Below are 26,138 nucleotides of genomic sequence, written 5' to 3' on the forward strand. Positions count from 1 at the left end.
TTTCCCGGAAATCACCTTAGTCGATGATCAGATCCGGGATCCCGGTGACGAAGCGTGCACCCCAGTCCCGCGCATAAGCCAGTTGCGCCTTGACCTCGGTGCTTAAGTTCCAGGGGAGCACGATGATGGCGTCGGGCTTCGTCTGCCGCAGACGCTCTTCCCCGACGATCGGGATGCGGCTGCCCGGCAGATATTTGCCCTGCTTCGCCGGGTTACGGTCGACGACGTAAGGCAGAAGGTCGGGGCGCACGCCGGCGTAGTTGAGCAGGGTGTTGCCTTTGGCCGCCGCACCATACGCGGCGAGGGTTCGGCCCTGCTGCTTGGCGTCGATCAGGTAGGCCAGGAAGCGATTCTTGACCTGGTCGGTCTTGGCCTGAAAGCCCGCGTACCCCTCGGGGCAGTCGAGTCGCGCGGCTTGTTCGCGCCGTAGGATGGCATCGACGCGGGGGTCTCGCGGATGTTGGCCGGTGTCGGTGCGCTGGGCAAAGACGCGCAGGCTGCCGCCGTGGGTCGGAAGCTCGTCGACATCGAAGACGCGCAGCCCGTTCGCCTGGAAGATCCGTTCCACCGCCATGAGCGAGAGGTAGGAGAAGTGCTCGTGGTAGATGGTGTCGAACTGGGTTTCGTCGATCAGGCGCAGCAGATGGGGAAACTCGAAGGTCGCCACACCTCGGGGCTTCAGCAGTCGGGCGAAGCCGCCGACGAAATCGTTGATGTCCGGCACATGGGCGAGGACGTTGTTCGCGGCGGTGAGATCGGCCTGGCGGCCTTGTGCAACCAGGGTCTCGGCCAGGCGAACACCGAAGAAGTCCTCGACGATGGCGATGCCCTTGGCGCGGGCGGCATCGGCGGTGCCGGTGGTGGGCTCGATGCCGGTGCAGGGGATGCCGCGGGCCTGGACGTACTGCAGCAGATAGCCGTCGTTGGCGGCGATCTCGACGACATGGCTCGCGTCGGTCAGGCCGAAGCGCTCGACCATGGCGGCGACATAGCGCTCGGCGTGGGCGAGCCAGGTGCTGGAAAAGCTGCTGAAGTAGGCGTAATCGGCATCGAAGAGCGCGTCGGCGTGCGCAAAATCCTCTGTCTGCACCAGCCAACAGTGTTCGCAGACCAACACGCGCAGCGGATACCAGATCTCCGGAGCACGCAGGGCCTCTTCCGTCAGATAGGCGTTGGACGGCGGCGCGCTGCCGAGGTCGACGAACGGCAGGGTGAGGGGGGATTGGCAGTGGCGACAGTTCATGGGCTTTCTCGGTCAGAAGACCTGCCACGGCAGACCGGCTGTCTGGCGGCTGACGACGCGCGGATGCGCATCGATGGGTTTGATGAGGCGCCGGAGTTGTTGCTGAACGTCGGCGGGGTTGATCGCGTGTGGCCGCAGGCGCGAGCGCTTGGTCGGCTGCTCGAGGTGCAGGATCACCCGCAGGCGGCGTGCCCCGCAGACGGCTTGCGCGAGCCGCTTCTCATCCGGCTCGGCGGCGTTGAGCTTGGCCGGCAAGATGGCCGATAGGGTGTCGAACAGTTTCCTGGCGACCTCCTCGGAGAGTGCGCTTGGCTTGGTGCGATCATGTGAGCGGTAGTCCTTGACCTCGATCAGCCAAGCGGTCCGGCTGGATTCCGTTTCGACCGCAAGGGCATCGAGCGCCTTGATGCCGTGCCACATTTTGCCGAAGTGATTGCGGTAGAAGCGCCAATTATCGTAACGCCCGACACGCCAGCCGTCCGGAAAATCGAACGTGAGTCCATCGATCTCCAGACGCTGCATCCTCACAGGTCCTCGGCCAAGAATCGGTCGCTCTGCGCCAGCTCCTCGTCGAGCGCTGCAATGTCGCCGATGTCATCGGGGCTGCGACCTTGCTCGACCGCGACGCCATCCGAGGACAGGTGCAGCCCAAAAAAACGGGCGTCCAATTTGGGACCAGCCCTGGAGCCGAGCAGGATCTCGATCTCTCGCAAGAGAAAAAGGCTGTGGGTTGCGAAAAAGACCTGGATGCCGGAACCCGCGATGTCGAGCATGCTGCGGGCGACGTCTTTGATCAGTCGCGGATTTAGATTGGCCTCGGGCTCGTCCCAAAAGAGGTAGCCCTTATTCAGCAATGCCCCGGTGGCGATCAGACGTGCGAGCATGCCGAGCTTGCGTAATCCCTCGGCGACCAGGGGCATTTCCATGCGACCGGTTGCGTTGCGCAGGTAGAAACGACCGTTCTTCTCGAGCTCGATCGCGCCGCCCATGGCGGCTTCCAGAGGCGTGAGCAGTTCTCGGACCTGCTTTTCACGCGGACCACGTTGTGTCGGCGCCCCGAGCAGTACGGCGGTGTCGCGCCAGGTCTCTTCCAGCTCCAGGTAATGCCCCTCGTAGACCGACACGAAGTTTGGATAGATGGTGAGCAGCTCGCGTGTCGGCAGGTACACCGGGGCCGACTCGAGCCAGGCGGTCGGCAAGGTGTCGATGCTGACCTCGGTCTTGCTGTTGGAAGCAAAGCCGAAAGCCGTGTCGAGCCGAGGGTCATCGAAACTCAGCCTGATATCGCAACGTTCTCGACCACGTCGGCGGCGCGCCAGTCGGCCCAACGCCTCGGGCCGAAAGACATTGATCAACTTCTCGGCATAGCGGGTTTGAAGCAGCGCTTTGGTCGGCGCGGTGCCATGCGGCTTGCGCCCCTCTTCGGCACTGACCGCAGCGATGGCGTAGGCCAGCTTGAGCAGATGGGTCTTGCCGGAACCGTTCTCTCCGACGATCACGTTGAGGTGTCGACCGAATCTGAGCTTGGCCTCGACAAACACGGTCAGGTTGCTGATGTCGAGTTGTTTGATCATGCCGGTGATGTGGTCAGGGCGCGGTGCTTACGGGCATTGATCGTAACTGAGCCCAGATCGGAATCGCCAGGCTTGTTAATCTCGGACCGACGTGCACGCCCCATCTAGCCTCTTCGCGCCGCCACCAACTCGCTCCCACGCGCCCCCAACTTGCTCCCACGCTCCGCGTGGGAGTGTCGGCCCGACGCTCTGCGTCGCGGGGCAGCGGTCGTTTCGCGGGCGCGGGGTCCGGCGCCGGGGATGCGCATCGACCTGGTGGCAGGGACGCGGAGCGTCCCGGCTACACTCCTACGCGGAGCGTGGGAGCGAGCGTCGGTTGGTGCATACCGGCGTAGGCCCGTTGGGGGACGAGTCTCCTCGTGAATTGGGCGTGCACGATCATGAGCTAGCCCGCTCCGGACTCCAATGGCCATGGCCGGCGGCATCGAGCGCAACCTTGATAAACGGCAGACAACCCAGGTCGTCCAGAAGTGCTTGACCTGTTTCCCATTCTTCATAGGCAACAAGGGCGTCGTGCTGATCCTCGGCCACTACTGGATCGATCGTCATTTTTAGAAGGATCGGGTCGGTCGTCGCATGACCCATGACGGCACGATGATAGCCAACCATCAGTTCGACCTTCGGGGTGAGGTTCACCTCCAGCACACCCGCCAACGCGAGTGCATGATGCCAAGCTCCGATCCATTGCAACTTGATGGTGCGCCAGCTTTTTGGGCGAACGGTTCGCTTGAGTTCAACGAGTAAGGCTTGCCAGCCTGAATCGGTTGGCTGCAGAAGGATGCCGTCTGCTCTTTTCTGATTTCTAAACACGAACCTCGTGTTCGCTTTGTAACAGAACAGAATTGACTCGGAAGGCAACGACAATACCAGTGCGGCCGTTCCTGTTTCCTCCGTCTCGATGACAGTCAAGCTGCGCCCTTCGGCAAAGGCTTCGCGCTGAAAACGCTCAAGTTTCATCACCCAATCCTTGGTGGCTGTTGAGAGAGATGGTTTCCTTGGTCAACCGCACCAGGCTGTCGTTGAAGGCCGTGGCAGCGATACCGCTCGCCGAGACTTCAAGCGGCGAAATCCGCGTTCCGTCACGGCCATCACCGGATGGCTGGACCTTGAAATGCCAGGCTGTCACCTCGGTGGGCTTCAAGGTTTCCTGCTCCTCCATCCCGAGGGCGGACAACTGGTTGTGGCCGAGTGCCGATGCCTTGACCAGATTGCTGAACTGTTGAAACAGGCTGTCGCCGTGTGTTGTTAGCCAGACCGGCAATCCTGAGTTGACCAAGCGGACCAGCGCGCGCGCCAGTCGCCCTTGCATCTCCAGATGAAGGTGCGCCTCCGGCTCTTCGATGATCAGCGATCGGAAGTCGTCTCGACTCCGCAGAAACATCAAGAGCGGCGCCAGCTCCGTCACGAGCGAAGATGTCAACCACAGGGGGATGGCCGTCGTAGCGGTCCCGCTGGGCCGATACTGGTAGTCCGGCAGAGGCGCGGCATCCGGACGAAGACTGCCGCGGATGATGTCGCGTTCGAGTTGGTCCGCAATCGCCGCGTATTTACCCTGCTCGTTATGCGTGAGGCCTACCAGACGCTGGACGAACCTGCGGGTGGGGAGGCTCAGCGGCAATGTTGCCTCCTCAAGGTGGCCGAAACTGCCACTTAAGGCGATGGATGCGAGCTGCTTGCGCATCAACACAAATCCAGTGCGCGCGGCAGGCAAGTAGAGGATCTCGCCGCGAGGGATCGGATTGAGCGGGGACATCATCTGGAACAGGGGTGCGCTGAGATCACCCATCACCAGGTTCCAGGTGAGATAACGGATCATGCGGTAGAGATCGGCACGGCTGGGTTTGACGCCAGGCAACGGAAAACGCACATAGTCCGCGCCGCGTGAGTAACGCGCCGTCTCCATGGGGCTGTCGTTCCAGCGCAGCATGAGCGGCTTCTCGCGACAATAGTCGCGCAGGCGAAGGGTTTTGGGTTGAATCCGCCCCTCCCCGAACACCGCATCGCAGAGCGTCTTGCGGCGATGGTTGAGGACATCGCCGAACCAGGCCACAAGAGGACGAGCTTCGTCGTCGCCGACTTTGGTCTCGTTGCCGATGCAGGCGCGTAGCCAGTCCTCGCATCGCTGATAGCTCTCGTTCTCCGGCGGAGACTCGGGGAAGAGCTCGCGCCCCAGTGCAATGACCCCCCAAAGCAGGGCCATGACGTAGCTCTTGCCCGCGTTGTTGTCGCCGGTGAAGAGCATCAGGGGTGCAATACGGACCGCGCCTTCGCGCATGCGCCCTACGTGCTCGAACTGAAGCGTCCAACGCTGCTTCATGCCTCGAACGCCGTGAAGGTGTGATCCAGCAACGGATGATCGCGATCACGCGCCGACCTGTCGCCTACCGGCGCCGGCCAGGGGATTGCAAGTCGCGGGTCGAGGGCGTTGAGGCCGGCTTCCGCCTCCGGCTGATAGGCCGCGGTGTGCAGGTAAATCAGCTCGCAGTCGTCGGTGAGGGTCTGGAAACCGTGGGCGAAGCCTTCCGGGATGACCAGGGTCCGGTGGTTGTCGGCACCGAGGTGTTCGGCATGCCAGTGCAGGAATGTCGGTGAGTCTCGGCGCAGATCGACGGCGACATCGAAGACTTCGCCCGTTAGGCAGGTGACGAGCTTCATCTCGGCGTGGGGTGCGCGCTGAAAGTGCATGCCGCGGATGGTGCCGGCCGTCGCGGTCAGGGTGTGGTTGATCTGGATGATCTCCCGCTCGCCGATGATCGCGGCAAGTTCCTCGCGGCAGAAGAGCCGCTCCAGGTAGCCGCGCTGGTCGCCGATGGGGTGGCGTTGCAGCAGGGTGAGCCCGGACAGCGGTGTCTCGATGAGGGTGAAGCGGCTCATGCACTCGCCGATTCGGCCGTGAAGGCGGTGATGTCGGCATCGCAGAGTTCACGCGCGGACTCGCCTTGCGCTTGGCGGCGATACCAACTCAGGGTGTGCTCGACGGATTGGGCCAGGCTCCAGCGTGGGTCGACGCCGAGCAGCGTCCGTGACTTGGCGATCTCGAGGGCGAGCCAACCGGCTTCGTGCGGGCCTTCGGTCCCGTCGCCCCAGTGGACTGCGCCGCAGCCGTAAGCGGATTGTGCCAGCTCGATGACCTCGCGCACCGTCGCGGCCTCGTGCGTTTGCGGACCGAAGTTGTAGGCACCCGCCAGCGTGGGCTGCTGCCAGAGCTGCTCGGCGAGTCGCAGATAGGCGGCAAGGGGCTCGAGCACATGTTGCCAGGGGCGCGTGGACTGCGGGCGGCGAATGATCAGAGGTTGATCGGTACTCCAGGCCCGGATGGCGTCCGGGATCAGGCGGTCTTCGGACCAATCGCCGCCGCCGATCACGTTGCCGGCGCGCGCCGAGGCGATGGCCACGCACTGCTCTGCAAGGAAGGCATCGCGATAGCTGGCGATGACCAGCTCGGCAGCGGCCTTACTGGCGCTGTAGGGGTCGTGGCCGCCGAGTGCATCGGTCTCGCGGTACGGGAAGGCGTGCTCCAGGTTGCGATAGACCTTGTCGGTGGTGATGGCGACGACCACGCGAACCTGGCTCAAGGGGCGTAATGCGTCGAGCAGGTTGGCGGTGCCCTGCACATTGGTCGAGAAGGTGCCGAGCGGATCGCGATAGCTGGCGCGCACCAGAGCCTGGGCGGCGAGATGGAAGACGATCTCGGGGTCGGCGGTGTTGACGCAGTGGCCGAGCGCGGTCGCGTCGCGGATGTCGATGGTGTGGCTGTCGACCAGGGACCCGATGTCGGCGAGATCGAACAGGCTCGGCGTGGTGACCGGCGAGAGTGCAACGCCGGTGACCCGCGCACCGAGCCGACTGAGCCAAAGGGCGAGCCAGGCGCCCTTGAAGCCGGTATGACCCGTGAGCAGGACGCGCTTGTCGCGCCAGAAGGCCGGGTCGGGGTTGAGCGGCGTCACGACCAGATCTTCCAGGGTGCCTTGCCGGTGTCCCAAAGCTCTTCGAGCTGGTTCTTGTCGCGCAGGGTGTCCATGGGCTGCCAGAAGCCTTGGTGCTCGAAGGCCATCATCTGGCCCATCTCGGCGAGTTCGACCAAGGGGCGGCCTTCCCAGGAGGTTTCGTCGCCTTCGATGAGATCCAGGCACTTGGGCGAGAGCACGAAAAAGCCGCCGTTGATCAGGCCCCCGTCGCCGCGCGGCTTCTCGGCAAAGCCGGTAACGCAATGGCCGTTGCGCTCGATCGCCCCGTAGCGCCCGGGCGGCCGGACCGCCGTGACCGTGGCCCATCGATCGTTCGCTTCATGGAAGGCGATCAGTGCACGGATGTCGACATCGCTCACACCGTCGCCGTAGGTGAAACAGAAGGCTCGATCCTGCTTGACGTAATCGGTCACCCGCTTGAGGCGCCCGCCGGTCATGGTGTCTTCGCCGGTATCCACCAGGGTGACACGCCAAGGCTCGGCCTTGTGCTGGTGAACCTCCATCTGATTGGTGGCCATGTCGAAGGTGACATCCGACATGTGCAGGAAGTAATTGGCGAAGTATTCCTTGATCAAGTAACCCTTATAGCCGCAGCAGATCACGAACTCGTTCACGCCATGGGCGGAATAGAGTTTCATGATGTGCCAGAGGATCGGCTTGCCGCCGATCTCGATCATGGGCTTGGGCTTGAGGTGGGTTTCTTCGGAGATGCGGGTTCCGAGACCACCGGCGAGGATGACTGCTTTCATAGTTTAGGTTTGTCGATTGCGCAGCGATCTGGGGCAGGCGTGTGTGGATACGTGAGGCTGGAGTCGAGCCTAAAGCCGGTCGTCGACTTGTTCTGCCGGCAGGACGGATTTCACGTCGTAGAGGATCGCCTTGGGTTTGGCCCAGCGGCGGATCCCGGTGGCGCCCGCCGCGACGAAGTCGCGGTGGGCGACGGCGAGGATGACGGCGTCGTAGGTGCCGTCGGCCGGGGGCTCGGCGAGACAGTCGAGGCCGTATTCATGCTTGGCCTCGGCTCGGTCGATCCAGGGGTCGTAGCAGTCCACGGCGATGTTGTACTCGCGCAGGGCGTGGATGATGTCGATGACGCGGGTGTTGCGCACGTCCGGGCAGTTTTCCTTGAAGGCGAGGCCGAGCACCAGGATGCGGCTGTTGCACACGCCGATGCCGCTTTGGAGCATGCGCTTGACCACGGCCTCGGCAACATGGGCGCCCATGCGGTCGTTGATGCGTCGTCCGGCGAGGATGACCTCGGGGTGGTAGCCGATGGCGACGGCCTTGTGGGTCAGGTAGTAGGGGTCCACGCCGATGCAGTGTCCGCCGACCAGGCCGGGGCGGAAGGGGAGGAAGTTCCATTTGCTCCCGGCGGCTTCGAGCACCTCGAGGGTGTCGATGCCGAGCTTGTCGAAGATCAGGGCCAGCTCGTTCATGAGGGCGATGTTGAGATCGCGCTGGGTGTTCTCGATGACCTTGGCGGCCTCGGCGACGCGGATGCTGCTGGCCGGGTGGGTGCCGGCGGTGATGATCTCGGTGTAGAGGGCATCGACGATGGCGGCGATCGCGGGGGTGGAGCCGCTGGTGACCTTTTTGATGGTGGTCAGGCGGTGCTCGCGGTCGCCGGGGTTGATGCGCTCGGGGGAGTAGCCGAGGAAGAAGTGGTGAGTGGTGAGTGGTGAGTGGTGAGTGGCGCCTTGCGGGGGCGCGGACGCGAAGTACTTCAAGCCGGAGCAGCGCTCCAGGACGGGGACGCAGTCTTCCTCGGTGCAGCCGGGGTAGACGGTGGATTCGTAGATGACCAGGTCGCCGGGTTTCAGCACCTTGCCGACGGTCTCGGAGGCTTTGATCAGGGGCGTCAGATCGGGCCGCTTGTAGTCGTCGACCGGGGTGGGCACGGTGACGATGAAGATGCGGCAGGGGCGCAGGGTGTCGAGGTCGTCGGTATAGGTCAGGTGTCGGGCGGCGGCGAGGTCTTCGGGGCTGGTCTCGCGGGTGCTGTCGCGACCGGCCTCGAGCTCGGCGATGCGGCCTTGGTTGATGTCGAAACCGATCACGGCCCGGTGCTTGGCGAACTCTACGGCGAGCGGCAGACCGACGTAGCCCAGGCCGACGATGGCGATGGGGGTGTCGGGGTCGGTGAGATGGGCGAGGGGTTGGGCCATTTGCGGTCGGGTCTGTGGGTTCGGGGTTCGGGGTTCGGACGCCTGGGCTTCGGGCTCGCGACGCAGAGCGTTGGGGCTACACTCCCACGCGGAGAGACTGTGCAAGTATTCCTGCGTTGGGCCGAAAGACAGCATGGCGTAGGCTGGGGTGAGCTTGCGAACCCCAGCATTTCAAACGGTTGCAAAACCGCAGATGCTGGGGTTCGTTCCTCACCCCGGCCTACGGCGAATTCTTTCACAATCTCGGAGCGTGGGAGCGAATGACGGTGGCGTGCGCGGCGAGGTCTTCGGGGCTGGCCGTCTCTCTGGCCTGCTCAGTTGGGATGCTGATTCCCGGAAATCGCCTAGGCGATTTCCGGGAATGATCATCCCGGCCGTGCGTGTTGCCAATGCTTACCGGGCGACTAAAGTCGCCCCTACATGTTGGTCGATGCATTCCCGGAAATCGCCTTATTCATCAGACGACTTGTCGCTGCATGGCGATGGCTTTAACTTGGCGCGCCACGCGCGATAGGCCGCCGCCAGATCAGCCGCCGCTGCAATGGCGGACTCGATTGCGGCAAAACGCGTTTCCGGTTGCTCGGGATATTCATGGGCGAGACGGTTGCGGATCTCGCGCCAGCCCAGCCAGTTGTCGACATCGATGAAGCCCAGTTTTTCGAGCCGGTTCAGGCGATCGATCATGGGCCAGTCTTCGAAGGGCTCCGACAGCGCGGCAAGGGTTGCCGGCACCAGGCGCGAACCCAGGGCATCCTGCAGCTTGCTGAAGCGGAACAGCAGTTGATCGAGAATCCTCAAGGTCTCGGGGTCCGTCTCCAACTCCAGCAGGTTGGCGGGGGGCGCGGCGTGCCAATCCTGCAAGGCGGACTCCAGGGTAGCGAGGTGTCGACCGGCTTCCCAAAGAGCTGTGGCGAGCGGGTTGTGGTCGGTCATCCCGGGACTCTGGTCAGCACTCGACTGTCGCGGCGAGCGACACGGATGATCGGCCGGTCGTCCGGCACGCCGGCAGGGGCGATGAGGACGTCGATGCGTCGCTCGCCCAGCAGGCGATAGAGCCGGGCGATGAAGCGGTGACGCTGCTCGACCAGTTCTTGCGGCGAGAGCGGGGCGGACGGTTCGACCAGCAGATCGATATCCCCGCCGCGCCGGCTGTCGTCCAGGCGCGATCCGAACAGGCGGACCGTCGAGCGAGGGGCGAAGGTCTCGCGGGCTGCCCGCTCGATCGCGGCGATTTCTGTCGGGTTCAGGCGCATGCAAGACCTCCCGGCAAGCCACGCGCCGACGCGACGCAAGCGGCGTCGCGGATTGGCAGCACCGTCGCCGCGATGTCAGGCCGTCGTGGATTGGGGCAAAAAGTGCTCATCGATCAGTTGTTCCAGAGTGTAGGGGCAACTGGAGGGGGACGCGTGCTCCGGCAGACCGGTTTCGCCTGCCGCCAGCAATCTGGCGCTGATGACGCTGTCCTCCAGATCGCTGATCAGTCGGGGCTTTAGGCTTGGGCTGTTAGGCTCGTGACGCGGAGCGTCGGAGCTACACGCCCAAGCGGAGCGTGGGAGCGAGAAGTCAATGGCCTAGGCGCTGTGCTGGCTGTACCAGGGAAGGGCGATCTGTAGGCCCTCGTCGAGGCGATGGGTGGGTGCGTATCCCAAGCGCGTGGCGGCCTTGGCGATGTCGGCTAGGCTGTGGCGGACGTCGCCGGGGCGGAAGTCGCGGTACCTGGGTTGAGCGCCCTGCAGGTGCGGGTAGCGCGGCAGCAGGTGGCGGTGAATCTGGGTGTAGAGGTCGTTGAGCGTGGTGCGCTCGCCGACGGCGACGTTGTAGACCTGGTTGGCGGCTTGCGGGTCGGTCGCGGTGGCGGCCAGGAGGTTGGCTTGCACGGCGTTGTCGATGTAACAGAAGTCGCGGCTGGTCTCGCCGTCGCCGTTGATGAAGACGTCCTGGCCGGCGATGAGCGCGGCGATCCATTTGGGGATGACCGCGGCATAGGCGCCGTTCGGGTCTTGGCGTCGGCCGAAGACGTTGAAATAACGCAGTCCGATGCTGTCCAGACCATAGGCGCGCGCGAAGACGTCGGCGTACAGCTCGTTGACGACTTTGGTGACGGCGTAGGGCGACAAGGGGTTGCCGATGACGGCTTCCTGCTTGGGCAGGCCGGGGTGGTCGCCGTAGGTGGAGCTGCTGGCGGCGTAGACGATGCGCTTGGCGCCGGCATCGCGGGCGGCGACGAGCATGTTGAGAAAGCCGTCGATGTTGGTGGCGTTCGTCGTGATCGGGTCTTCGAGCGAGCGCGGTACCGAACCGAGAGCGGCTTGGTGCAGCACGAGATCGACGCCGGCGCAGGCGTGGCGGCACTCGGCGAGGTTGCGGATGTCGCCTTCGATGAAGCGGAACCGGTCCCATTGGGCGGGGGCGACCAGGGTTTGGACCTCGTCGAGGTTGTGCCGATGGCCGGTGGCGAAGTTGTCGAGGCCGATGACGGTTTGGTCGAGCTCGAGGAGCGTCTCCAGCAGGTTCGAGCCGATGAAACCGGCCACGCCGGTGATAAGCCAGGTGCGTGGGCTCTCGCGGAGGGCGCGTTGGACGCTGTCGAAACGAGTCATGAGGTTCCGAGCCGGGGGTTGGCTGTTGGCATTCCGGGTAGGGTGCGGGGTTGCACCGCGATGTGCTGCCGGCGCTGCTTGGGGTCAGGTATTTGGCAACCCGCTCCCACGCTCTCCGCGTGGGAGTGTAGATCCGACGCTCTGCGTCGCGGGGCGGTGTGGCCGGGCGCCCGCGCCGGCGCGGGTCGCGCCGCCGTGGGGCGGATCGACTTGGTGGCAGGGACGCGGAGCGTCCCGGCGACACTCCGACGCGGAGCGCGGGAGCGAGCTCCCCTCCAGGTGGGGGGGTACCGGCGGGGTCGGGCCGCTGGCGGGCTTGTCCGAAGCGCCGGATTATTGACGTAGCCGGAGTGAATTGGCCGGGCGCGCTGCCACGATCCAAGGGAAGTACGGAATGCGGCTCAGGCACGCTACCGCCCTACCCTGTCGTTTCTGGGCATGGCCGTGGGGTTGCCAATCTACGGTACGTTCTCACCTGAATCGCGGCTGATCCTAGCAACTGGGTCCGGGAGGGACAAGCGCGTCTTGATGACCGGTTGTGGCTATTTCGGGTAGTTTCTTGTTTTGTTTGCGGTTTGCGGCTTGGGTCGTGATGGGGATGGTTGTTGGGGCGACTGAAGTCGCCCCTACGTCGCCCCTTGTCGCCCGTACGTGTCGATTGATGCTTTTTCGGGAATCGTTTTAGTCCCGGTAGCCGGAATGGGTGTCTTCTGGATCGTCGAGCAGGCTGCTCGGGTCGGGATCGCACAGCTTGATCGACAATCGGTTGATGCTGAACGGGTCCACGGGATCGCAGTGGATGAAGAAGCGGGCGACCAGGCTCACATGCCGGGGCGATTTGACCCGGCCGGCCGTCAAGCCCATCTCGTTGCGACGTGTCCGTTGGGTGAGGTATTGGAGCCACTTCAGCACGGACCAAGTCCGGGCGAAGTGGCTCCAGGGTCGCACGAACCGCCCGGTCGCGACGTAGAAGAGCACTTGGTCGAGGATCGGATCGACGTGCCGGCGTGGCTGGAATCCATGCGCGTCCATCGCCTCTGCGACGGCACGTCGAAGCGGCTCCTCCGGGGCCGTGGCACGAAACCGCTCCCCTTCCGGGCCGTCGTCGACGACCGGGGCGTCCTCTTGGGCCCGCAGGATGAGGAACAAAAAGGCCGCAACCGAGAACCCGTGCGGGAGCAATCCGTAGAGCGTCCCGAGCTGCTCGCGCAGCAGATCGTCGAGCCATTCGACAGGCAGTCGCCCCTTGTTGCGCGCGATCTGATCACGGAGCAGTGCGCACTCATGGACGGCATGCTCGGGAAAGGCATCGCACGGCTTGTAAACGGCTAGCGCCAAGGAGCGCGCCCGTGTGTCCGGGTCGACGACGTAGTATTCGTACCAGCCGCTGGTGGGCATGCTCGGGTCCGATTGGTCTCGGGCGGCGCGTCGGGTTAAGGGAGTCCGCGTTTCCCGGTTGACTGCGCTTGAGCGGCTCGAAGCGCCGGGGGCCATGCTGGGTCTGCAGCCGCTCTTGCCGATCGGGCGCGGGATCGAGCCGGTCATTCGCGGTTTTCTGCAACCAACCGAGAAGGTGCGCGTTGCTCGCCCTGCTGCAGCACCTCGGCGCGCAGGCGCTCGATCTCTGCCTCCAACGCGACATACTCCGCTTCCTTGATCTCGAGCACGCGGGCAGTGAGCTTCGCTTTCTCCTCTAGTCCCAAAGGGGTCAGGGGATAGCAGTAGCGGCGGTGCCCTGTTCTGTCGGGGATGACCTGCATCTGGATCCATCCCCGGTCGCTCAGGCTCCGTAGGCAATTGTTCACATTGCCGAGGCTGATCCCGAGCGCCTTGGCGAGCGTGCGCTGTTGCGCCTCGGGGTTGTCTAGCAGGAGCCGGATGGCGTTCAGAACGAGATCGTCGGATAGGGTTCCTGTTTTCATGCGTCGTTTGCGAGGTCTTCCGTGTGTCCCGGACGCGTCAGGCAAGGCGTCGTGTGACCCCGCGTGCCCGGATCGTTGGAGGCAGCAAGCGTTCAGCCGAGGGGAGGTGCGGGAGAGACGCTCGACGGGTCGGCTGGGATGAACGGAGTTCGGATTATGGGCGGGCGTTGATGCATGGGTTCGAACGGTCACCCTACCCGATCAGCATCGCTTGGTGGTTCTGACTTGCAAGGTCGACACGCCGCCGTGCCGCGCAGCGCGTATCACACGGCGCGCGTGGCCTGAAGTATTGGTCATGGGAGGCAGTCTCTACGGCGCGTTGCGGAGAGGCTCGACACTCAGGGGCGTGCAAGAGCAACAACACGCGGAGCTCGGGGTTAGACCAGGTGCCTTTTTCGGCCGCCCAATCCGGCGTTGAAAGCCTACCCGTGCGACCTACAAACGTCGTCTTCAGGCACGCTAGCGCCCTACCCTGTCATGAATAGGCATCAAAAACAGAAGCATGGCGAAATTGCATTGTCTTTCGGCGTCTACCGGAAGGCAGGGGCATCCTATATCAGAGATTCCGCGACAACAAGGATCGAGCACTGCCCTGTTGATGTCCCGGCGCAGCGGCTTCGTGGTTGCCAAGGAGATCAAGGCGCAGCACGTCTCGCACGGCGCGCGTGGTCTGGATTCGCGGTCATGGGGGCAGACGTTCCGGCGTGTTGCGGAGAGGCTCGACACGCGGGACGGTGCAAGAGCAACAACAGGTGGAGCTTCGGGTAGACCAGGTGCCTTTTCGGCCGCTCAGTCCGGCGTTGAAAGCCTATCCGGGCGACCTGCAAACGTCGCCTTCAGGCACGCTACCGCCCTACCCTGTCATGAATAGGCATTAAAAACAGAAGCATGGCGAAATTGCGTTGTCTTCCAGCGACCGGAAGGCTGGCGCATCCTATATCAGAGATTCCGCGACAACAAGGATCGAGCGCTGTGTGTGAGCCCAAAGTCGTCAAGTCCCTTCGTGCAAAGCAGAAATGTTCCCTTTTGGCCAAACGAGGGGCGCCACGGCGGAGGGCGCGGGGCCGAGGGCGGTTCGAGTCGTGGAAGAAGGCGCTGCGCCGTCTGCGTACGATAGAGGTGGTGGTGGAGGGACGACAGAAGCAGCAGCGGGCGGCCGAGTCGTCGGGGCTGAAGAGGCGTAGGAGCAGACCGCCGAGCCGCACACGTCGACCGTCCCGGTCTCTGGTTAGCCGCTGGGTCGCCCGATCGGCGACGTCAATTCCGGAAAGGCGGTCGAGGCGCGTCGGGCGGAAGCCCGTCAGCGGTCGGCCGCGCGGGGAATCGCCGAGAGGGGGAGGAACATCGGGATGGGGTCTGGCCGATGAAGCAACGCGTCCTCGATAAGCGCGAGCGGCTCAAAGCCATAGCGCTGATAGAAGGCCGTGGCATCCGGTTTGGCGTCCACCACCACGCCGACACAGCCAATCTCGTCGGCGGTCCGACGGGCGAGCGCCAAGGCGAATCGCAGCAATGTGTTGCGGATCCCGCCGCCTTACGCCTGTTCAGCGACTGCGAGTCGCGCCACCCGGAGCACGGTCAAGGGATAACGCGGGAGTTGACGGCGGCGATCGACGGGGAAGGCGTCGATCTCGATTTCAGACGGCGCGACCGCGACAAAGCCCGGGATGGCATCCGCCTCCGCAGCGATGTAGTCACGCCAAGATGATGATGAAACTGATTCTGTCCCGCGAAACGCTGAAAGAACGATTGAGATCCAGGTTTCCGCTGGTAAACCGGCGGCGATCATCGGCTGGCTCCAAGCGACGGATCCGAAGACTCATGCCGGGTCGCCCGGCACGGGTTCCAGGGGTTCATCGAACAGCGTCTGCATGGCCTGATTCGGTTGTTCCTTGGCGTCCAACCGCTCCAGAACCCGCTGTCCCGAGTCGCCGGTGATGATGAGTCGCGGCGGGATGAGTACATCCTCGGGGAGTTCCGTGATGGCTTGCAAGTGATGCAAGAGCGCCTGTTCGATCACGAATCCCTTCTTCAAGCCCCGCGCTCGGACATAGCGCTCAAGACGGTCTCGGGTTTCGGAGGAAATATTGGCGGGAATCTGGGTCACTTTTCGCTGGCTCACATTTTTTTCTACAGAACTGTAGGAAAGTCTGGCACAGCGCGGACGACATGATGGGTGTGGGTGAGGAGCATCGTGGACTCCTGATGTCGCTGAACGCGAGCCTCACTGTATCGACCATGAACTTTTATGGAGGACCGCTGTTATATTGTCAGACATGTCACCGAAGAGCCGACCACGATGCTCGCCGTAAGACTCGACCCGGAAATGGAAAAGGAGCTTGAGCAGCTTGCCGCCGCGACCGGACGCAGCAAGAGCTTCTACGTGAAGGAGGCCCTGGCCGCGTACCTGGAAGACCGGGCCGACTACCTGCTGGCCCTCGCCGCCCTGGAGCGAGACGAGCCGCGCACGAGCTTGGCGGATGTGAGGCGCGAGCTTGGCCTGGACCGTTGAGCTCGTCGATACGGCCAAGCGTCAACTGGCTAAGCTGGACAGGCATTGGCAGTCAACCATCCTCGATTATCTCGAAGACGAGATTGCAGCACTTGACGATCCCCGCAGTCGCGGAAAGCCGCTCGTCGGAGAAAAGAAGGGACTTTGGCGCTATCGCGTCGGGGACTATCGGATCCTGTGCGAGCTCCGCGACAACGAGCTGATCGTTCTCGTGGTGACCATAGGACATCGGCGCCAAATCTATCGCAAACCGTAGAAACCTCCGGCATTTTCCTTGAGTGCGCCGCAACAACTGCGCTGCCGATCCCTGCCCTGGACAGCTTTCGCCGGGTCTACAATCCGGCGATGAATCCCACCTCACCGCCTGCCTCGCCCGCCCCGACCGAGCCGCTCAGCGGCACCGTCGAGCGCGTCACCTACCACAGCCCCGAAAGCGGCTTCTGCGTGCTTCGGGTGCAGGTGCGCGGTCAGCGGGACCTGGTCACCCTGATCGGCTCCGCCGCCAGCGTCTCCCCCGGCGAACATCTCGAGGCCGAGGGGCATTGGGTCAACGACCGCCAGCACGGGTTGCAGTACAAGGCGACGAACCTGCGGGTCGTCCCGCCGTGCAGCCTGGAGGGGATCGAGCGCTATCTCGGCTCGGGCATGGTCAAGGGCATCGGACCGCACTTCGCCCGCACCCTGGTTGCGGCCTTCGGCGAGGACGTCTTCACCGTCATCGAGGAGACCCCGGAGCGCTTGCTCGCACTGCCGGGGATCGGTCCCAAGCGCCAACAGCGGGTGACCTCGGCCTGGGCCGAGCAGAAGGTGATCCGCGAGATCATGGTGTTTCTGCAGTCCCACGGGGTCGGCACGGCACGCGCGGTGCGCATCTACAAGACCTACGGGGACGCCGCGGTCGAGAAGGTCCGCGAAAACCCCTATCGCCTGGCGCTCGACATCTGGGGCATCGGCTTCAAGACCGCCGATGCGATCGCCGAGCACCTCGGCATCGCGCGCGATGCGCCGATCCGGGCGCAGGCGGGGGTGCGGCATGTGCTTCAGGAGCTCTCGACCGAAGGCCACTGTGCGGCCTGGCGGGATGCGCTGAGCGCGCAGGCCGCGCGTCTGCTGGAGATCCCCGCCCCGATCATCGCGGCGGCGATCGACAGCGAGCTGGCCGAGGAGCGCCTGGTCGCCGAGACGATCGCCGAGCGCCCTGCCCTGTTTCTTGCACCGCTGCAGCGCGCCGAGCGCGGGGTCGCCGGTCATCTGCGCCGGCTCGCGCAGGATCCGCCGCCCTGGGGTCCGATCGATGCCGAGAAGGCCCTGCCGTGGGTCGAGACGCGCACCGGGCAGGTGCTCTCGGCCTCCCAGCGCGCCGCGGTCGCGACGGTGCTCGAGGCCAAGGTCGTCATCATCACGGGCGGTCCGGGCGTGGGCAAGACCACGGTGGTCAACAGCCTGCTGCGGATCCTCGCGGCCAAGGGCGTGGAGGTTCTCCTGTGCGCCCCGACCGGGCGTGCCGCCAAGCGGCTCTCCGAGTCGACCGGCCGGGAGGCCAAGACCATCCACCGGCTGCTCGAATTCGATCCGCAGGTGATTGGCTTCAAGCGCGATGCCGAGCATCCGCTGGAGGCCGATCTGGTGGTGGTCGACGAGACCTCCATGGTCGACATCGTGCTGATGAACCAGTTGCTGCGCGCCGTGCCGAGTGCCGCCGCGCTGCTCCTGGTCGGGGATGTCGATCAGCTCCCCTCGGTCGGACCCGGCGCGGTGCTCGCCGACCTGATCGCCTCCGGCACCCTGCCGACCCTGCGCCTGACCGAGATCTTCCGCCAAGCCGCCGCCTCGCGGATCATCGTCAACGCCCATCGCATCAATGCCGGTCACCTGCCCGAGGCGGCGGCCCCGGACGGTCCGGACAGCGACTTTCATCTGATCCGGGTCGACACCCCGGAGGCGATTCACGAGCGACTCCTGCGGGTGGTGACCGAGCGCATCCCGGCACGCTTCGGCCTGGATCCGGTGCGCGACATCCAGGTGCTGACCCCGATGAACCGCGGCGTGCTCGGGGCGCGGGCGCTCAACGTCACCCTGCAGGCGGCGCTGAACCCGGAGGCCCAGCCGCGCATCGAACGCTTCGGCTGGACCTACGCCCCGGGCGACAAGGTCATCCAACTGGTGAACGACTACGACAAGGAGGTCTTCAACGGCGACATCGGACGGATCCGCACGATCGATCTCGACGAAGGGATCCTGACCATCGACTTCGACGGGCGCCCCGTCGCCTACGAGACCGGCGAGCTCGACGCCCTCGCGCTCGCCTACGCCACCAGCGTGCACAAGGCCCAAGGCTCGGAGTACCCGGCCGTGGTCATCCCGCTGGCGACCCAGCATTACACCCTGCTGCAGCGCAACCTGCTCTACACCGCCGTGACTCGCGGCAAGCGGCTGGTGGTGCTGATCGCCCAGCCCAAGGCGCTCGCCACGGCAGTGAAGCAGAGCGGGGCCGGGCGGTTGACGCGGTTGCGGGAGCGGTTGGTGGAGGGGTGAGGTGGTTGACCGAAGTGGGGGTACGCGGCCAGCGATGGGGCTCGGATCGATTGCGCGATCCGTGCGTGACGATTCGATCCATGATCACGCGGCTTCGGCATCCGGCCGCCAGCCGACGCTCGGTACCAGTCTGGTCAGCGACTGCTCGACGCAGATTCTGGACAGAGGTATTTCTGAGAATGGGCGGACGCAAACGCCTCGGAAGCGACGGCTCTCCTTTGTATTTCCATGGCAGCAGTCCAACGGAGAGTGGATACTTGTCGCCTGGCGTCAAGCATGACATGGTCCAATAGATGAGCATCGATTGGGTCGAGCAGGCTATATTTCGACGGCGACCGGCACGCCCAATTGGTTCGCGATCGGCGTCCAGATGTCTGCGTCGACCTCGTCTGTCTCGATGGATACGACGAGTGCGTAGCGAGCTCCGTGCTTGCTGCGGTCGCGCTTCTTGAGCTCTTTCCACCAGCCCGTCACAGGGTAGACCGCGATGGTGCCGCGCTCGGCGATGTCGGCGGCAAAGCCCGCGAGGATGTCCGAATGAACCGAGCCGCGGTTTCGCGCACGCGGTCCGAGGTACCAGCCGTCGTTGTCGGTTCCCGACAATGGACGATTCTCCTCCTCGTCCAGGGCGCGCTGGTTCAGGCGCTTGCGAAACTCGTCAAGCGACTCCGTAGGACCCTTCACTTCGAAGCAGAGGCCGTGAGACTGGTAGCGGTGCTTGGTCTGCCAGCCGCGTCGGCCCGGGTTCGGCTCGATAAAGTAGGACAATGTTACGCGGACACGAATCGCCGCGTCGGCGAGCGCGGCCAGCGCTTCGCGTGGCCAGGGAAAATCGTGGAAGTGGATCTCCCGCATTTTGCCGTCGTCGAAGGGACGGATCACGTCCTGTGCGACCAGCGTGACTGCGCTCGACGCACTCCGGAGCGCCCGTTCGAGATTCGGGACGCCGAAGCCGTAGCGACGGACGAGCTGCGCCCGCGCCGTCTTGCCGCCGGCCTGCGCGAGGTGGCCTCGCATCGCGTCGGTCCACTCGGCGGAATGCACTACGAGTGCGCGGATTGTCTCGGGCCAAAACTCGGGGTACTCCGCCGAAACCATCGCGCAGAAGCGCGCCGCTTGAGCGGTGGCCGGACTCGTCGCCCAGGTCGACACAAGCGTCTTGTCTGCCGGCTTGTAGTGAGTCGTGAGCAGGGAGAGGTCGTCACACGGGAAATCAATGTTGTCCGCGTCGTCACGCACGACGTTGCCGCCCTCGAACACCACCTCAGGCTTGATTGGCCAGGGCGGTTGGAAGACCACGGACGTGGTGCTCCAGGGCGACAGGTCACCTCGTTGCGCCACGGGCGACCAACCGTTCCAGTCGGGATCGGAGACGACGACCTTTTCGGTGAACGCCCCGACCGTCAGTACGTTCCACGCCTGCGCCGGGTCGTGCACGGGCTCGACGTCGCTGCGCGAGATGTGGTCGCGCACAAGCGCTGGACCCTCGATGTTGCCAGCGCTCACGACGAACAGACGGCGGTGTGCGTCCTCGTCCTCATCAAGGTACTTCAACCCTCTGCCGCTGGGATCCAAGCTGCGCCCGGCCGCCAGCGCATCCATCGCTGCAGACCAGGACGTGGGTTGCCCCCGATCACGTCCATCCTTCGTCGTGATGGCCATCGAGAACACGCGCCGTCTTATTGGGTCCTGGATCTCGGGGCGATTTGTCGCCTCAGCCGTCACCGCACCGTAAAGATCCGGGTCGTTTTGCCCAGCCGGGGGCAGGATCTTCACCGACTCGAGCCGATGGCGAAGGTTCACGCCAGCATTGCCAGCGAGGTGCTCGACGAGGTCTCCGTAGAGCGCGAGCCCGGCCATCTCGGTACCGTGTCCTTCCATGCCTGGACCGCCACCATCATCATTGACGCCCCAGCTGGGGTCGCAAGCGTGGCAATCTTCCGGGTCGAGAGAACTCTCGAGGAGCGGGTGGCCTGCGTTCACACCAGTATCGAGCAAACACACGAAGGGCGAGTCCGCGCCGGCTGGGGATGTCCGCTGAGCGAGAGCCAAGGTCCACGCAGCTTGATCCGCTGGCCCCTCCTCGACGAAGAACGTTGCGGTCTCTTTCGCGCGCTGCAGCTCGGCGATGTCACCCATGACGTCGAGCGACGCGGAGAGCGTCTTCGCAGAGGCGTAGATCAGCGTCACAATGCGATCATCGAATTCAATGCGTCGGGGAGAGATCTTGGCCTCTACCCGGGCGCAGTACTCGTTCAGCCGCTCGAACTCTTGGCCGTCGGTCCACCGCAGCCAGACTTCCCACCAGATCGTTTCATCGTCGTTCCCTGGATAGGCATCAACGACATCCGTCCAGAGCGCGCGCAGGGCCGCGAGCCGCACGCTTGCCACCCGATCGTAGACGTTCTCATGTCTGCGCTCGCGAGGTTTCTTCGGCCTCGTGTCGGCGTATTTCTCAAGCTGCTTGAGGAAGTGCCCAACCTCACCGTCGGGGACAAAAACCGCTGCACGTTGCGTGCGGATCGCCGCGTCTCCCTCTCCCTCGACATGTGCGGTGACCGCGACGAGCTCGATGTGCCGCCGGGCGTCGTTGGCTCGTCGCTTTTCCATGCTCTCCAAGGCAAGATCCCAGCCCGGAAACGACTCAAACTCAAGGTACATCCCCGGGGTTGCATCTGCGATGCCGATCGAAGCCGCTTCGCGGCGCTGCTTTGCTTTCGCGTGAGCCGCGTTGATGGCGTCTTCGAGTGACTTGCCGTGCGCCGGGCGACCCGTGGCCGGTGCGCCGGGCTCCTTGGGCGGCCCACCGCGACCATGCGGGGTGTAGGCTTCTCGTGCCCGCCACGGCTCGTCTGGGACATGGATATGTGGTCGGTCGCGCTCGGAGGACATCGATATGCTCCCTGCTCAGTTTCAATGGCCTATCGACGCATCATTCGTCGCTCATTCAGTGCTGCGACCAGACCACCCGTCTCGAGCACCGTTGTGTCGTTCAGCAACGCGTCCTTCGCCGCCTGCTCACAGGCGCGCGTCAGCTCTGCGTGACTTAGCCCCTCGGCACTCGACGTTGCCGCATCCCAATCAAGCGCCGTGGTCTCCAGCAGCGCGAGCCGAGCCATCATGACCTCGGCTGCGATTGCCGGTGTTGGAAGCTCGTAGTCCAATACGGCATCAAAGCGGCGAAAAAGCGCTTCGTCGAGGAGCCCAACGTGGTTCGTGGCTCCGATGACCAGGCTGTCCGAGTCGTCCAGCTCAAGGAACTGGAGGAAGGAGTTGAGCACCCGCCGGATCTCGCCGACATCGTTGCCGGTCCCTCGTTCACTCCCGAGCGCGTCGAACTCGTCGAAGAAGTACACGCCGCGCGTCTCCGCAATCGCCTCGAAGACGATGCGCAGCTTCGCCGCGGTTTCGCCCATGAATTTGGTGATCAGCCCATCGAGCTGAATCGTGAACAGCGGGAGACCCAGCTCGCCGGCGAGCGCCGAGGCCGTCATGGTCTTCCCTGTCCCGGGTGGGCCGATAAGCAGGAGCCTGCGCAGCGGCGAGAAACCGTGCGACCGCAGCCGCTCTCGCTGACGCTGCTCTCGAATCACGCGTTCCAGGCGCTCCGCCAGGGTCTCGCTCAGCGCCATGTCGGTGAGCCGCGTCTTGGGGTAGCCGACGTTGAGGAGCCCGGCGAGCTCGCCACGTGGCTGGGCGAGTGGGACCGGGCGCGGCGATCGGGCCAGTGCCACCTTCGACTGCGTTTTGGCCTTGTCGACCAAGTCGCGCAGTTCTTGGGCGAAGTTGCCCTGACCGGAGCGCGCCGCCTGCGCCGCGACCTGAATCGCGACGGCGTAGAAGCGGGTGTCGTCGCCCTCGGCGTGGCAACGGATCAGCGCTTTGATTTGCTCGGCCTTCGCCATTTCGGTCCTCGTGGCTCGGGCGACATGCCCGGTCGCGTCCCGTTCTCGGATGGAACACAAAATCGCTTCGCACTATCCCATAGAGACGACCGCCGGTCACGTTCGTTCCGGGTTGTGCCGAGCCACGAGGCGAGTTGCCGCGGCTGGTTCGGCGCTCGGGGATACGGGTGAGGTAGATCACCGAGATCGGCTTCCCCGCGGGAGACTCGGTGAGTCGTCCTGCTTAGTATGGCCAGATCACCAGTAACCACCGGTGTCGGGATAGCTGTCGCATCCACCGGGAAAGTCCATGTCAGCCCATGTGCGGAGATTCAGGCTGAGAAGCCGTGACTCGGCGCCATGATCAGCACGCGTCGGCGTCCTGACCGGAGGAACAGATCCACGATATGCCTCACCCCGATGATCGCTGATCGCGATGCCTCCGCCGAGCGACACGAGTACGCCGCAAAAGCGCCCGTACTTCACTGATGGCGGGACTCCCCGGTTTCCTCGGTCTTTTTCTCGCCGCGCTCGGTTCCGCGACCCTGCTGCCGTTGCAGTCCGAGGCCGTGCTGGTCGGGCTCCTGCTCGCCGATGCCCATGCGGTCTGGGCGCTGCTGACGGTGGCGACCGTCGGCAATGTCCTCGGCGCGGTGATCAACTGGGCCCTCGGACGCGGCCTTGAGCGGTACCGTCGTCGACGCTGGTTTCCGGTCAGCGCGCATCGGCTGGCGCAGGCCCGAGGGTTCTATCGACGCACCGGCCATTGGTCGTTGCTGCTGAGCTGGGTCCCCGTCGTCGGCGACCCCCTTACCCTGATCGCCGGTGTCCTGCGCGAGCCCCTCTGGCGCTTCCTCGGCTTGGTCACGCTCGCCAAGGGCGGACGCTATCTTGTCTTGAGTGCACTCGTGCTGGGATGGCCGTCTTGATCAAGACTGATCGGGGGAATCCACCGAGGTGTCTTCGCCGAACAAATAACCCGACGAATCCACGCCGCCGGCCGAATCCATCATCATTCCGGTAGAAGGATTGATCCAGAAGTCGTTGCTTCGCTTGATCGTCTGTCTCTTGCTTTTTTCCCGAGGAAAGGTCAACCCCAAGACGACCATCCCGACGAACAACGACGTCACTCCTAAATGCCTGTCGACGAGAAACAAGAGAGCAAAAATAACGGGCGTGCAGATGATCCACCACACCCTCGATGGTACGGATCCGAATGCTCGCGCCCAACGCTCATTGCTGTTCATGACCAACCTCCAATACTCTGCCGCGCCATGTTTCCGGCGGGTAGCCCTCACCGTTCGCCCGGGACGAGGCGACACTTCAGGACCCCGATCGCTCGCGAATCTCACCGAGCGTCGCGATCACGACACCGTAATCGATGTGGGCTTTGTTGACACCGTCTCCCTGATAGAAGCTCTCGTTCGACGCATCCTTGGGTAGCCCGGCCCAGATGCGGGACAAGTTGTGGGCGAAGTCATGATCGCTGATCCCGCCGCGCATCCAACTGTTCATGCCGGCATCGTTTGCGAGTCGCAAGGCCATCCGATCCTGGAGTTGACGGCTGAACAGTTCCTCGCCCGTCAACCCCAGCCGATCGATCAACCGGTCGAACGTGCTCGGAATGATCTGATAGCGACCGATCGCCGAACCTCCGTTTCCGCTCTCCAAGAGTCGACTCTGGAGCGCCCGTACCTCGGAAACCGTCATCCGGGTCAGGTCGATCGCGCTCTGGTCGACCTTGCCGAACCACGCGTTGTAGTTGCCGCGTGATTCGGGTTGGGCCAGAAGATCCAGCACCTCGCCGCGAGGTCCCGGCGTCACGCTGGGTTCCGTGATCGGGGTTCCGCTTGGCCGGGAAGCGCCACTTAATCCATCAGTCTTTTTTTTTGAGCCCAGCCCTTGCGTATTGTAGTTGCCGATCAGGCGGAGATGGCTATCGTCCTGCGATACCGCCGAGCGTTCGATGAGGTCGGCCACATGTTGCCCCCTCGCGCCACCTCCGGCCTCGTCGATGACCGCTTGACGGGCCGCCTGTTGCGCAGCGCTCGGCGCGAAGGCAAACACGGAATTCGTGGCTTCCCGGAACAGGGTCTGCTGGGAATCCGTCAGACCATGTTCGGCAACCTGCTGCAGACGGGCGTCGATCATGGCGCCCCGTGCCTGCGTCCAGCCGACCTCGCCTCCTGCGGCCTCCCGTCCGGCGGCGAGCGCCGCGGAGACATCGCCTCCGCTCGCCAGGGTGGAGCCGAATGCCTTCGCGGCAGCAACGGTCTGTCCAATGGCAGCACTCGCCCCTGCGCGCGCCAAGGACCCCGAGTCCGCAATCTTCACGAACGTGCCCCCGACTTCGTTGTGCACGGCCTGCGCTGCCGGGCGCGGCAAGATCGCACGCCGGTCGATCTCCGCCCCGATGCGTTCGCGAACCTGCTCGCGAACCTGATCCTGTCGGGCGGAAAGGCCCTCTGCTGCAGACTCGCGGTTGGCGGCATGGAAGTTGTCGACGGCATTCGGTCGATACTGGGTCTCGACCGAACGCCCGTGCACCTCGATGTCGCCACGCAGGCCTGCGACGTTGCCGCGAGGATCCCGCAAATCGCCGTTCTCCACCGCGCCTCGGACGGCGCCGAAGCGCGGAGCGGACTCGCGCAGATCATCGTTGCCGTGCGGGTTGATTGAAGGCGCGTGTGTTCCGAACGTATCCGCCAGAATGCCGTATCCGGCCTCCTTCGCACTTTGGGCCTCCGCGGGGGTAAATCGCCGCAAGGTCGTTCCGTCCGCGTGCCCGATCAGCAACGCGACACCGGCAGCCGCGCTCGCCGCGTCGCGGTTCAGGTTGCGGGCGTAAGCCCATGAGCCCGACAGTTGCTGGTGATCCCCGGTCAGATTGCGTCGGTCGATTTCCCGGTGCAGCCGATCCATGAACTCCGGGTTGTTCGCGATCGCATTGCCGATCTCGGCGGCCCCGTAAGTCCCCATGGCGCCGTAGCGGCGCGCCAAGGACTGCTCGCGTTCCAGCGAACGCGAGGAGGAGACCACATCGGCTGCGTCCTTCTCCAACCGCGCGCTTTCGTCGCTGGAGAGCCGCTCCGCGAAGACGTTGCGGCTGCCGGATTGCGAGTCGGCGCGGATCGACTCGGCAAGACGCGCCTCGAAACCGGAATCGCCCGAAACACGTCGCGCGATATCGGCAGCCATCGTGTCGGCGAGTTTGACGTCGGTGATGTACTGGCTTCGGAGTTGGCTTGAGAGATCACCCGCGAGGCTGCCCTCGTCGCCGCCGGAGCGGCCCTTCGCTGCGATCGCTCCGGAGAGGATCCCCGCCATCTGCTGCGTGCTCATCCCGCTCTGCTCATACTTGTCCGTGAGCCCCTGCGCTTCGCTCATGATCGCCCGATCCGTCGCACTCCCTGTCGCCCCGTAGTCCCAGTTCATGGACCGTGAGGCAAAGGACTCGCCGGACCGCGACGCCGACGCACTCGCGGTGCCGGCCAGCGAGGAGGAGAACCGGGAGCTGGCCTGCTGCACGGCCTGCTCGCCGGAGCGCACGCTGTCCTGCATGGAGCGCCCGACATCCGCCGACCAGAGCACGGAATTGGCGTTCGGCGTCGTCGTGCCGGTGAGCGGGGCATGGGTCTTGAGCGACCCCATCGACAAGGCGGCTGCGGGATTCACCGCATCGGGGCTCGCGATCTTCTCGTTGACGTGGTCGCCGCCTTGCAGGCGTCCCGCCAA

25 protein-coding genes and 1 pseudogene are annotated in these 26,138 nt (G+C 64.4%); 4 read left to right on the top strand and 22 right to left on the bottom strand.

Annotation, left to right across the window (positions count from 1 at the left end; translation table 11 throughout):
• Positions 1-16: 16 nt before the first annotated feature.
• The 18 genes from THIMADRAFT_RS02360 to THIMADRAFT_RS02435 all read right to left on the bottom strand — a co-directional run bounded on the left by THIMADRAFT_RS02360 (position 17) and on the right by THIMADRAFT_RS02435 (position 15,507).
• Positions 17-1,243, bottom strand: coding sequence for a class I SAM-dependent methyltransferase (locus tag THIMADRAFT_RS02360; RefSeq protein WP_007191349.1), 1,227 nt, complete (start codon positions 1,241-1,243; stop codon positions 17-19).
• A gap of 12 nt (positions 1,244-1,255) precedes the next feature.
• The gene (locus THIMADRAFT_RS02365) at positions 1,256-1,765 is read right to left on the bottom strand and encodes a hypothetical protein (RefSeq protein WP_007191350.1); all 510 of its coding nucleotides are present in this window, start codon (positions 1,763-1,765) and stop codon (positions 1,256-1,258) included.
• Positions 1,766-1,767: 2 nt separating this feature from the next.
• Positions 1,768-2,817: an AAA family ATPase gene (locus tag THIMADRAFT_RS02370; RefSeq protein WP_007191351.1), complete on the bottom strand. Its 1,050-nt coding sequence runs from the start codon at positions 2,815-2,817 to the stop codon at positions 1,768-1,770.
• A 378-nt stretch (positions 2,818-3,195) separates the two neighbouring features.
• Positions 3,196-3,774: a hypothetical protein gene (locus THIMADRAFT_RS26405; RefSeq protein ID WP_007191352.1), complete on the bottom strand. Its 579-nt coding sequence runs from the start codon at positions 3,772-3,774 to the stop codon at positions 3,196-3,198.
• On the bottom strand, positions 3,764-5,134 hold the full coding sequence (locus THIMADRAFT_RS02375; RefSeq protein WP_007191353.1) for an AAA family ATPase: 1,371 nt from the start codon (positions 5,132-5,134) through the stop codon (positions 3,764-3,766). Before THIMADRAFT_RS02375 ends, THIMADRAFT_RS26405 begins: the two co-directional genes overlap by 11 nt.
• Positions 5,131-5,691, bottom strand: a complete 561-nt coding sequence (locus THIMADRAFT_RS02380) for a dTDP-4-dehydrorhamnose 3,5-epimerase family protein (RefSeq protein ID WP_007191354.1) — start codon at positions 5,689-5,691, stop codon at positions 5,131-5,133. The genes THIMADRAFT_RS02375 and THIMADRAFT_RS02380 overlap by 4 nt, the downstream gene beginning before the upstream one ends.
• On the bottom strand, positions 5,688-6,800 hold the full coding sequence (rfbG, locus tag THIMADRAFT_RS02385) for a CDP-glucose 4,6-dehydratase (RefSeq protein WP_233490129.1): 1,113 nt from the start codon (positions 6,798-6,800) through the stop codon (positions 5,688-5,690). Before rfbG ends, THIMADRAFT_RS02380 begins: the two co-directional genes overlap by 4 nt.
• Complete coding sequence (gene rfbF, locus THIMADRAFT_RS02390) at positions 6,761-7,534, bottom strand: glucose-1-phosphate cytidylyltransferase (protein ID WP_007191356.1); 774 nt, start codon at positions 7,532-7,534, stop codon at positions 6,761-6,763. Before rfbF ends, rfbG begins: the two co-directional genes overlap by 40 nt.
• A 69-nt stretch (positions 7,535-7,603) precedes the next feature.
• Positions 7,604-8,950, bottom strand: coding sequence for a Vi polysaccharide biosynthesis UDP-N-acetylglucosamine C-6 dehydrogenase TviB (tviB, locus tag THIMADRAFT_RS02395; protein WP_040729241.1), 1,347 nt, complete (start codon positions 8,948-8,950; stop codon positions 7,604-7,606).
• 450 nt (positions 8,951-9,400) lie between these two features.
• Positions 9,401-9,883, bottom strand: coding sequence for a hypothetical protein (locus THIMADRAFT_RS24360; RefSeq protein ID WP_007191358.1), 483 nt, complete (start codon positions 9,881-9,883; stop codon positions 9,401-9,403).
• A complete protein-coding gene (locus THIMADRAFT_RS02405; protein ID WP_007191359.1) occupies positions 9,880-10,203 on the bottom strand; it encodes a nucleotidyltransferase domain-containing protein in 324 nt (107 codons plus the stop codon). The genes THIMADRAFT_RS24360 and THIMADRAFT_RS02405 overlap by 4 nt, the downstream gene beginning before the upstream one ends.
• 75 nt (positions 10,204-10,278) lie before the next feature.
• On the bottom strand, positions 10,279-10,518 hold the full coding sequence (locus THIMADRAFT_RS28485) for a DUF29 family protein (RefSeq protein WP_083829182.1): 240 nt from the start codon (positions 10,516-10,518) through the stop codon (positions 10,279-10,281).
• Between the two features lie 3 nt (positions 10,519-10,521).
• Complete coding sequence (locus THIMADRAFT_RS02410; RefSeq protein WP_007191360.1) at positions 10,522-11,550, bottom strand: NAD-dependent epimerase/dehydratase family protein; 1,029 nt, start codon at positions 11,548-11,550, stop codon at positions 10,522-10,524.
• A 681-nt stretch (positions 11,551-12,231) separates the two neighbouring features.
• Positions 12,232-12,948 (bottom strand): hypothetical protein, encoded by a 717-nt coding sequence (locus THIMADRAFT_RS02415; protein WP_007191361.1) that lies wholly within the window; start codon positions 12,946-12,948, stop codon positions 12,232-12,234.
• A 143-nt stretch (positions 12,949-13,091) separates the two neighbouring features.
• On the bottom strand, positions 13,092-13,472 hold the full coding sequence (locus THIMADRAFT_RS02420; protein ID WP_007191362.1) for a MarR family EPS-associated transcriptional regulator: 381 nt from the start codon (positions 13,470-13,472) through the stop codon (positions 13,092-13,094).
• A gap of 1,300 nt (positions 13,473-14,772) precedes the next feature.
• A complete protein-coding gene (locus THIMADRAFT_RS27680; protein ID WP_007191363.1) occupies positions 14,773-14,985 on the bottom strand; it encodes a GNAT family N-acetyltransferase in 213 nt (70 codons plus the stop codon).
• A gap of 21 nt (positions 14,986-15,006) precedes the next feature.
• Entirely contained in the window at positions 15,007-15,261 is a 255-nt protein-coding gene (locus tag THIMADRAFT_RS27685; protein ID WP_007191364.1) for a hypothetical protein, read from the bottom strand.
• Between the two features lie 30 nt (positions 15,262-15,291).
• Positions 15,292-15,507 carry a hypothetical protein gene (locus THIMADRAFT_RS02435; RefSeq protein WP_233490131.1) on the bottom strand — a complete coding sequence of 72 codons (216 nt, stop codon included), beginning with the start codon at positions 15,505-15,507 and terminating at the stop codon, positions 15,292-15,294.
• Between the two features lie 264 nt (positions 15,508-15,771).
• Between THIMADRAFT_RS02435 and relB the strand changes: the two genes are divergently transcribed.
• The 3 genes from relB to recD2 all read left to right on the top strand — a co-directional run bounded on the left by relB (position 15,772) and on the right by recD2 (position 18,519).
• Entirely contained in the window at positions 15,772-15,984 is a 213-nt protein-coding gene (gene relB, locus THIMADRAFT_RS02440; protein ID WP_040729408.1) for a type II toxin-antitoxin system RelB family antitoxin, read from the top strand.
• On the top strand, positions 15,968-16,240 hold the full coding sequence (locus tag THIMADRAFT_RS02445; protein ID WP_007191367.1) for a type II toxin-antitoxin system RelE family toxin: 273 nt from the start codon (positions 15,968-15,970) through the stop codon (positions 16,238-16,240). The genes relB and THIMADRAFT_RS02445 overlap by 17 nt, the downstream gene beginning before the upstream one ends.
• Positions 16,241-16,329: 89 nt before the next feature.
• Positions 16,330-18,519, top strand: coding sequence for an SF1B family DNA helicase RecD2 (gene recD2 / locus THIMADRAFT_RS02450; RefSeq protein WP_007191368.1), 2,190 nt, complete (start codon positions 16,330-16,332; stop codon positions 18,517-18,519).
• 318 nt (positions 18,520-18,837) lie between these two features.
• Here recD2 and THIMADRAFT_RS02455 read toward each other — a convergent pair whose 3' ends face one another.
• A complete protein-coding gene (locus THIMADRAFT_RS02455; protein WP_007191369.1) occupies positions 18,838-21,411 on the bottom strand; it encodes a S8 family peptidase in 2,574 nt (857 codons plus the stop codon).
• 29 nt (positions 21,412-21,440) lie between these two features.
• Entirely contained in the window at positions 21,441-22,424 is a 984-nt protein-coding gene (locus THIMADRAFT_RS02460) for an AAA family ATPase (protein WP_007191370.1), read from the bottom strand.
• A gap of 467 nt (positions 22,425-22,891) precedes the next feature.
• On the opposite strand from THIMADRAFT_RS02460, the gene THIMADRAFT_RS02465 reads away from it, so the two are divergent.
• Entirely contained in the window at positions 22,892-23,332 is a 441-nt protein-coding gene (locus THIMADRAFT_RS02465) for a YqaA family protein (RefSeq protein ID WP_007191371.1), read from the top strand.
• Here the strand turns inward: THIMADRAFT_RS02465 and THIMADRAFT_RS02470 are convergent, their stop codons facing one another.
• On the bottom strand, positions 23,333-23,650 hold the full coding sequence (locus THIMADRAFT_RS02470) for a hypothetical protein (RefSeq protein ID WP_007191372.1): 318 nt from the start codon (positions 23,648-23,650) through the stop codon (positions 23,333-23,335).
• Between the two features lie 76 nt (positions 23,651-23,726).
• Positions 23,727-26,138, bottom strand: a pseudogene (locus THIMADRAFT_RS26965) (conjugal transfer protein TraG N-terminal domain-containing protein); the annotation flags it as partial.

The sequence above is a fragment of the Thiocapsa marina 5811 genome, from assembly GCF_000223985.1.
Lineage (GTDB): Bacteria > Pseudomonadota > Gammaproteobacteria > Chromatiales > Chromatiaceae > Thiocapsa > Thiocapsa marina.

Coding starts and splice junctions, on each gene's coding strand:
- THIMADRAFT_RS02405 (WP_007191359.1), bottom strand. CDS start 10,203: ATGCGCCTGAACCCGACAGAAATCGCCGCGATCGAGCGGGCAGCCCGC.
- THIMADRAFT_RS02375 (WP_007191353.1), bottom strand. CDS start 5,134: ATGAAGCAGCGTTGGACGCTTCAGTTCGAGCACGTAGGGCGCATGCGC.
- THIMADRAFT_RS02415 (WP_007191361.1), bottom strand. CDS start 12,948: ATGCCCACCAGCGGCTGGTACGAATACTACGTCGTCGACCCGGACACA.
- THIMADRAFT_RS02455 (WP_007191369.1), bottom strand. CDS start 21,411: ATGTCCTCCGAGCGCGACCGACCACATATCCATGTCCCAGACGAGCCG.
- THIMADRAFT_RS02365 (WP_007191350.1), bottom strand. CDS start 1,765: ATGCAGCGTCTGGAGATCGATGGACTCACGTTCGATTTTCCGGACGGC.
- THIMADRAFT_RS24360 (WP_007191358.1), bottom strand. CDS start 9,883: ATGACCGACCACAACCCGCTCGCCACAGCTCTTTGGGAAGCCGGTCGA.
- THIMADRAFT_RS02410 (WP_007191360.1), bottom strand. CDS start 11,550: ATGACTCGTTTCGACAGCGTCCAACGCGCCCTCCGCGAGAGCCCACGC.
- THIMADRAFT_RS02470 (WP_007191372.1), bottom strand. CDS start 23,650: ATGAACAGCAATGAGCGTTGGGCGCGAGCATTCGGATCCGTACCATCG.
- tviB (WP_040729241.1), bottom strand. CDS start 8,950: ATGGCCCAACCCCTCGCCCATCTCACCGACCCCGACACCCCCATCGCC.
- THIMADRAFT_RS02465 (WP_007191371.1), top strand. CDS start 22,892: ATGGCGGGACTCCCCGGTTTCCTCGGTCTTTTTCTCGCCGCGCTCGGT.
- THIMADRAFT_RS02370 (WP_007191351.1), bottom strand. CDS start 2,817: ATGATCAAACAACTCGACATCAGCAACCTGACCGTGTTTGTCGAGGCC.
- THIMADRAFT_RS27685 (WP_007191364.1), bottom strand. CDS start 15,261: ATGATCGCCGCCGGTTTACCAGCGGAAACCTGGATCTCAATCGTTCTT.
- THIMADRAFT_RS02360 (WP_007191349.1), bottom strand. CDS start 1,243: ATGAACTGTCGCCACTGCCAATCCCCCCTCACCCTGCCGTTCGTCGAC.
- THIMADRAFT_RS02460 (WP_007191370.1), bottom strand. CDS start 22,424: ATGGCGAAGGCCGAGCAAATCAAAGCGCTGATCCGTTGCCACGCCGAG.
- THIMADRAFT_RS26405 (WP_007191352.1), bottom strand. CDS start 3,774: ATGAAACTTGAGCGTTTTCAGCGCGAAGCCTTTGCCGAAGGGCGCAGC.
- THIMADRAFT_RS02380 (WP_007191354.1), bottom strand. CDS start 5,691: ATGAGCCGCTTCACCCTCATCGAGACACCGCTGTCCGGGCTCACCCTG.
- recD2 (WP_007191368.1), top strand. CDS start 16,330: ATGAATCCCACCTCACCGCCTGCCTCGCCCGCCCCGACCGAGCCGCTC.
- relB (WP_040729408.1), top strand. CDS start 15,772: ATGCTCGCCGTAAGACTCGACCCGGAAATGGAAAAGGAGCTTGAGCAG.
- THIMADRAFT_RS02420 (WP_007191362.1), bottom strand. CDS start 13,472: ATGAAAACAGGAACCCTATCCGACGATCTCGTTCTGAACGCCATCCGG.
- rfbF (WP_007191356.1), bottom strand. CDS start 7,534: ATGAAAGCAGTCATCCTCGCCGGTGGTCTCGGAACCCGCATCTCCGAA.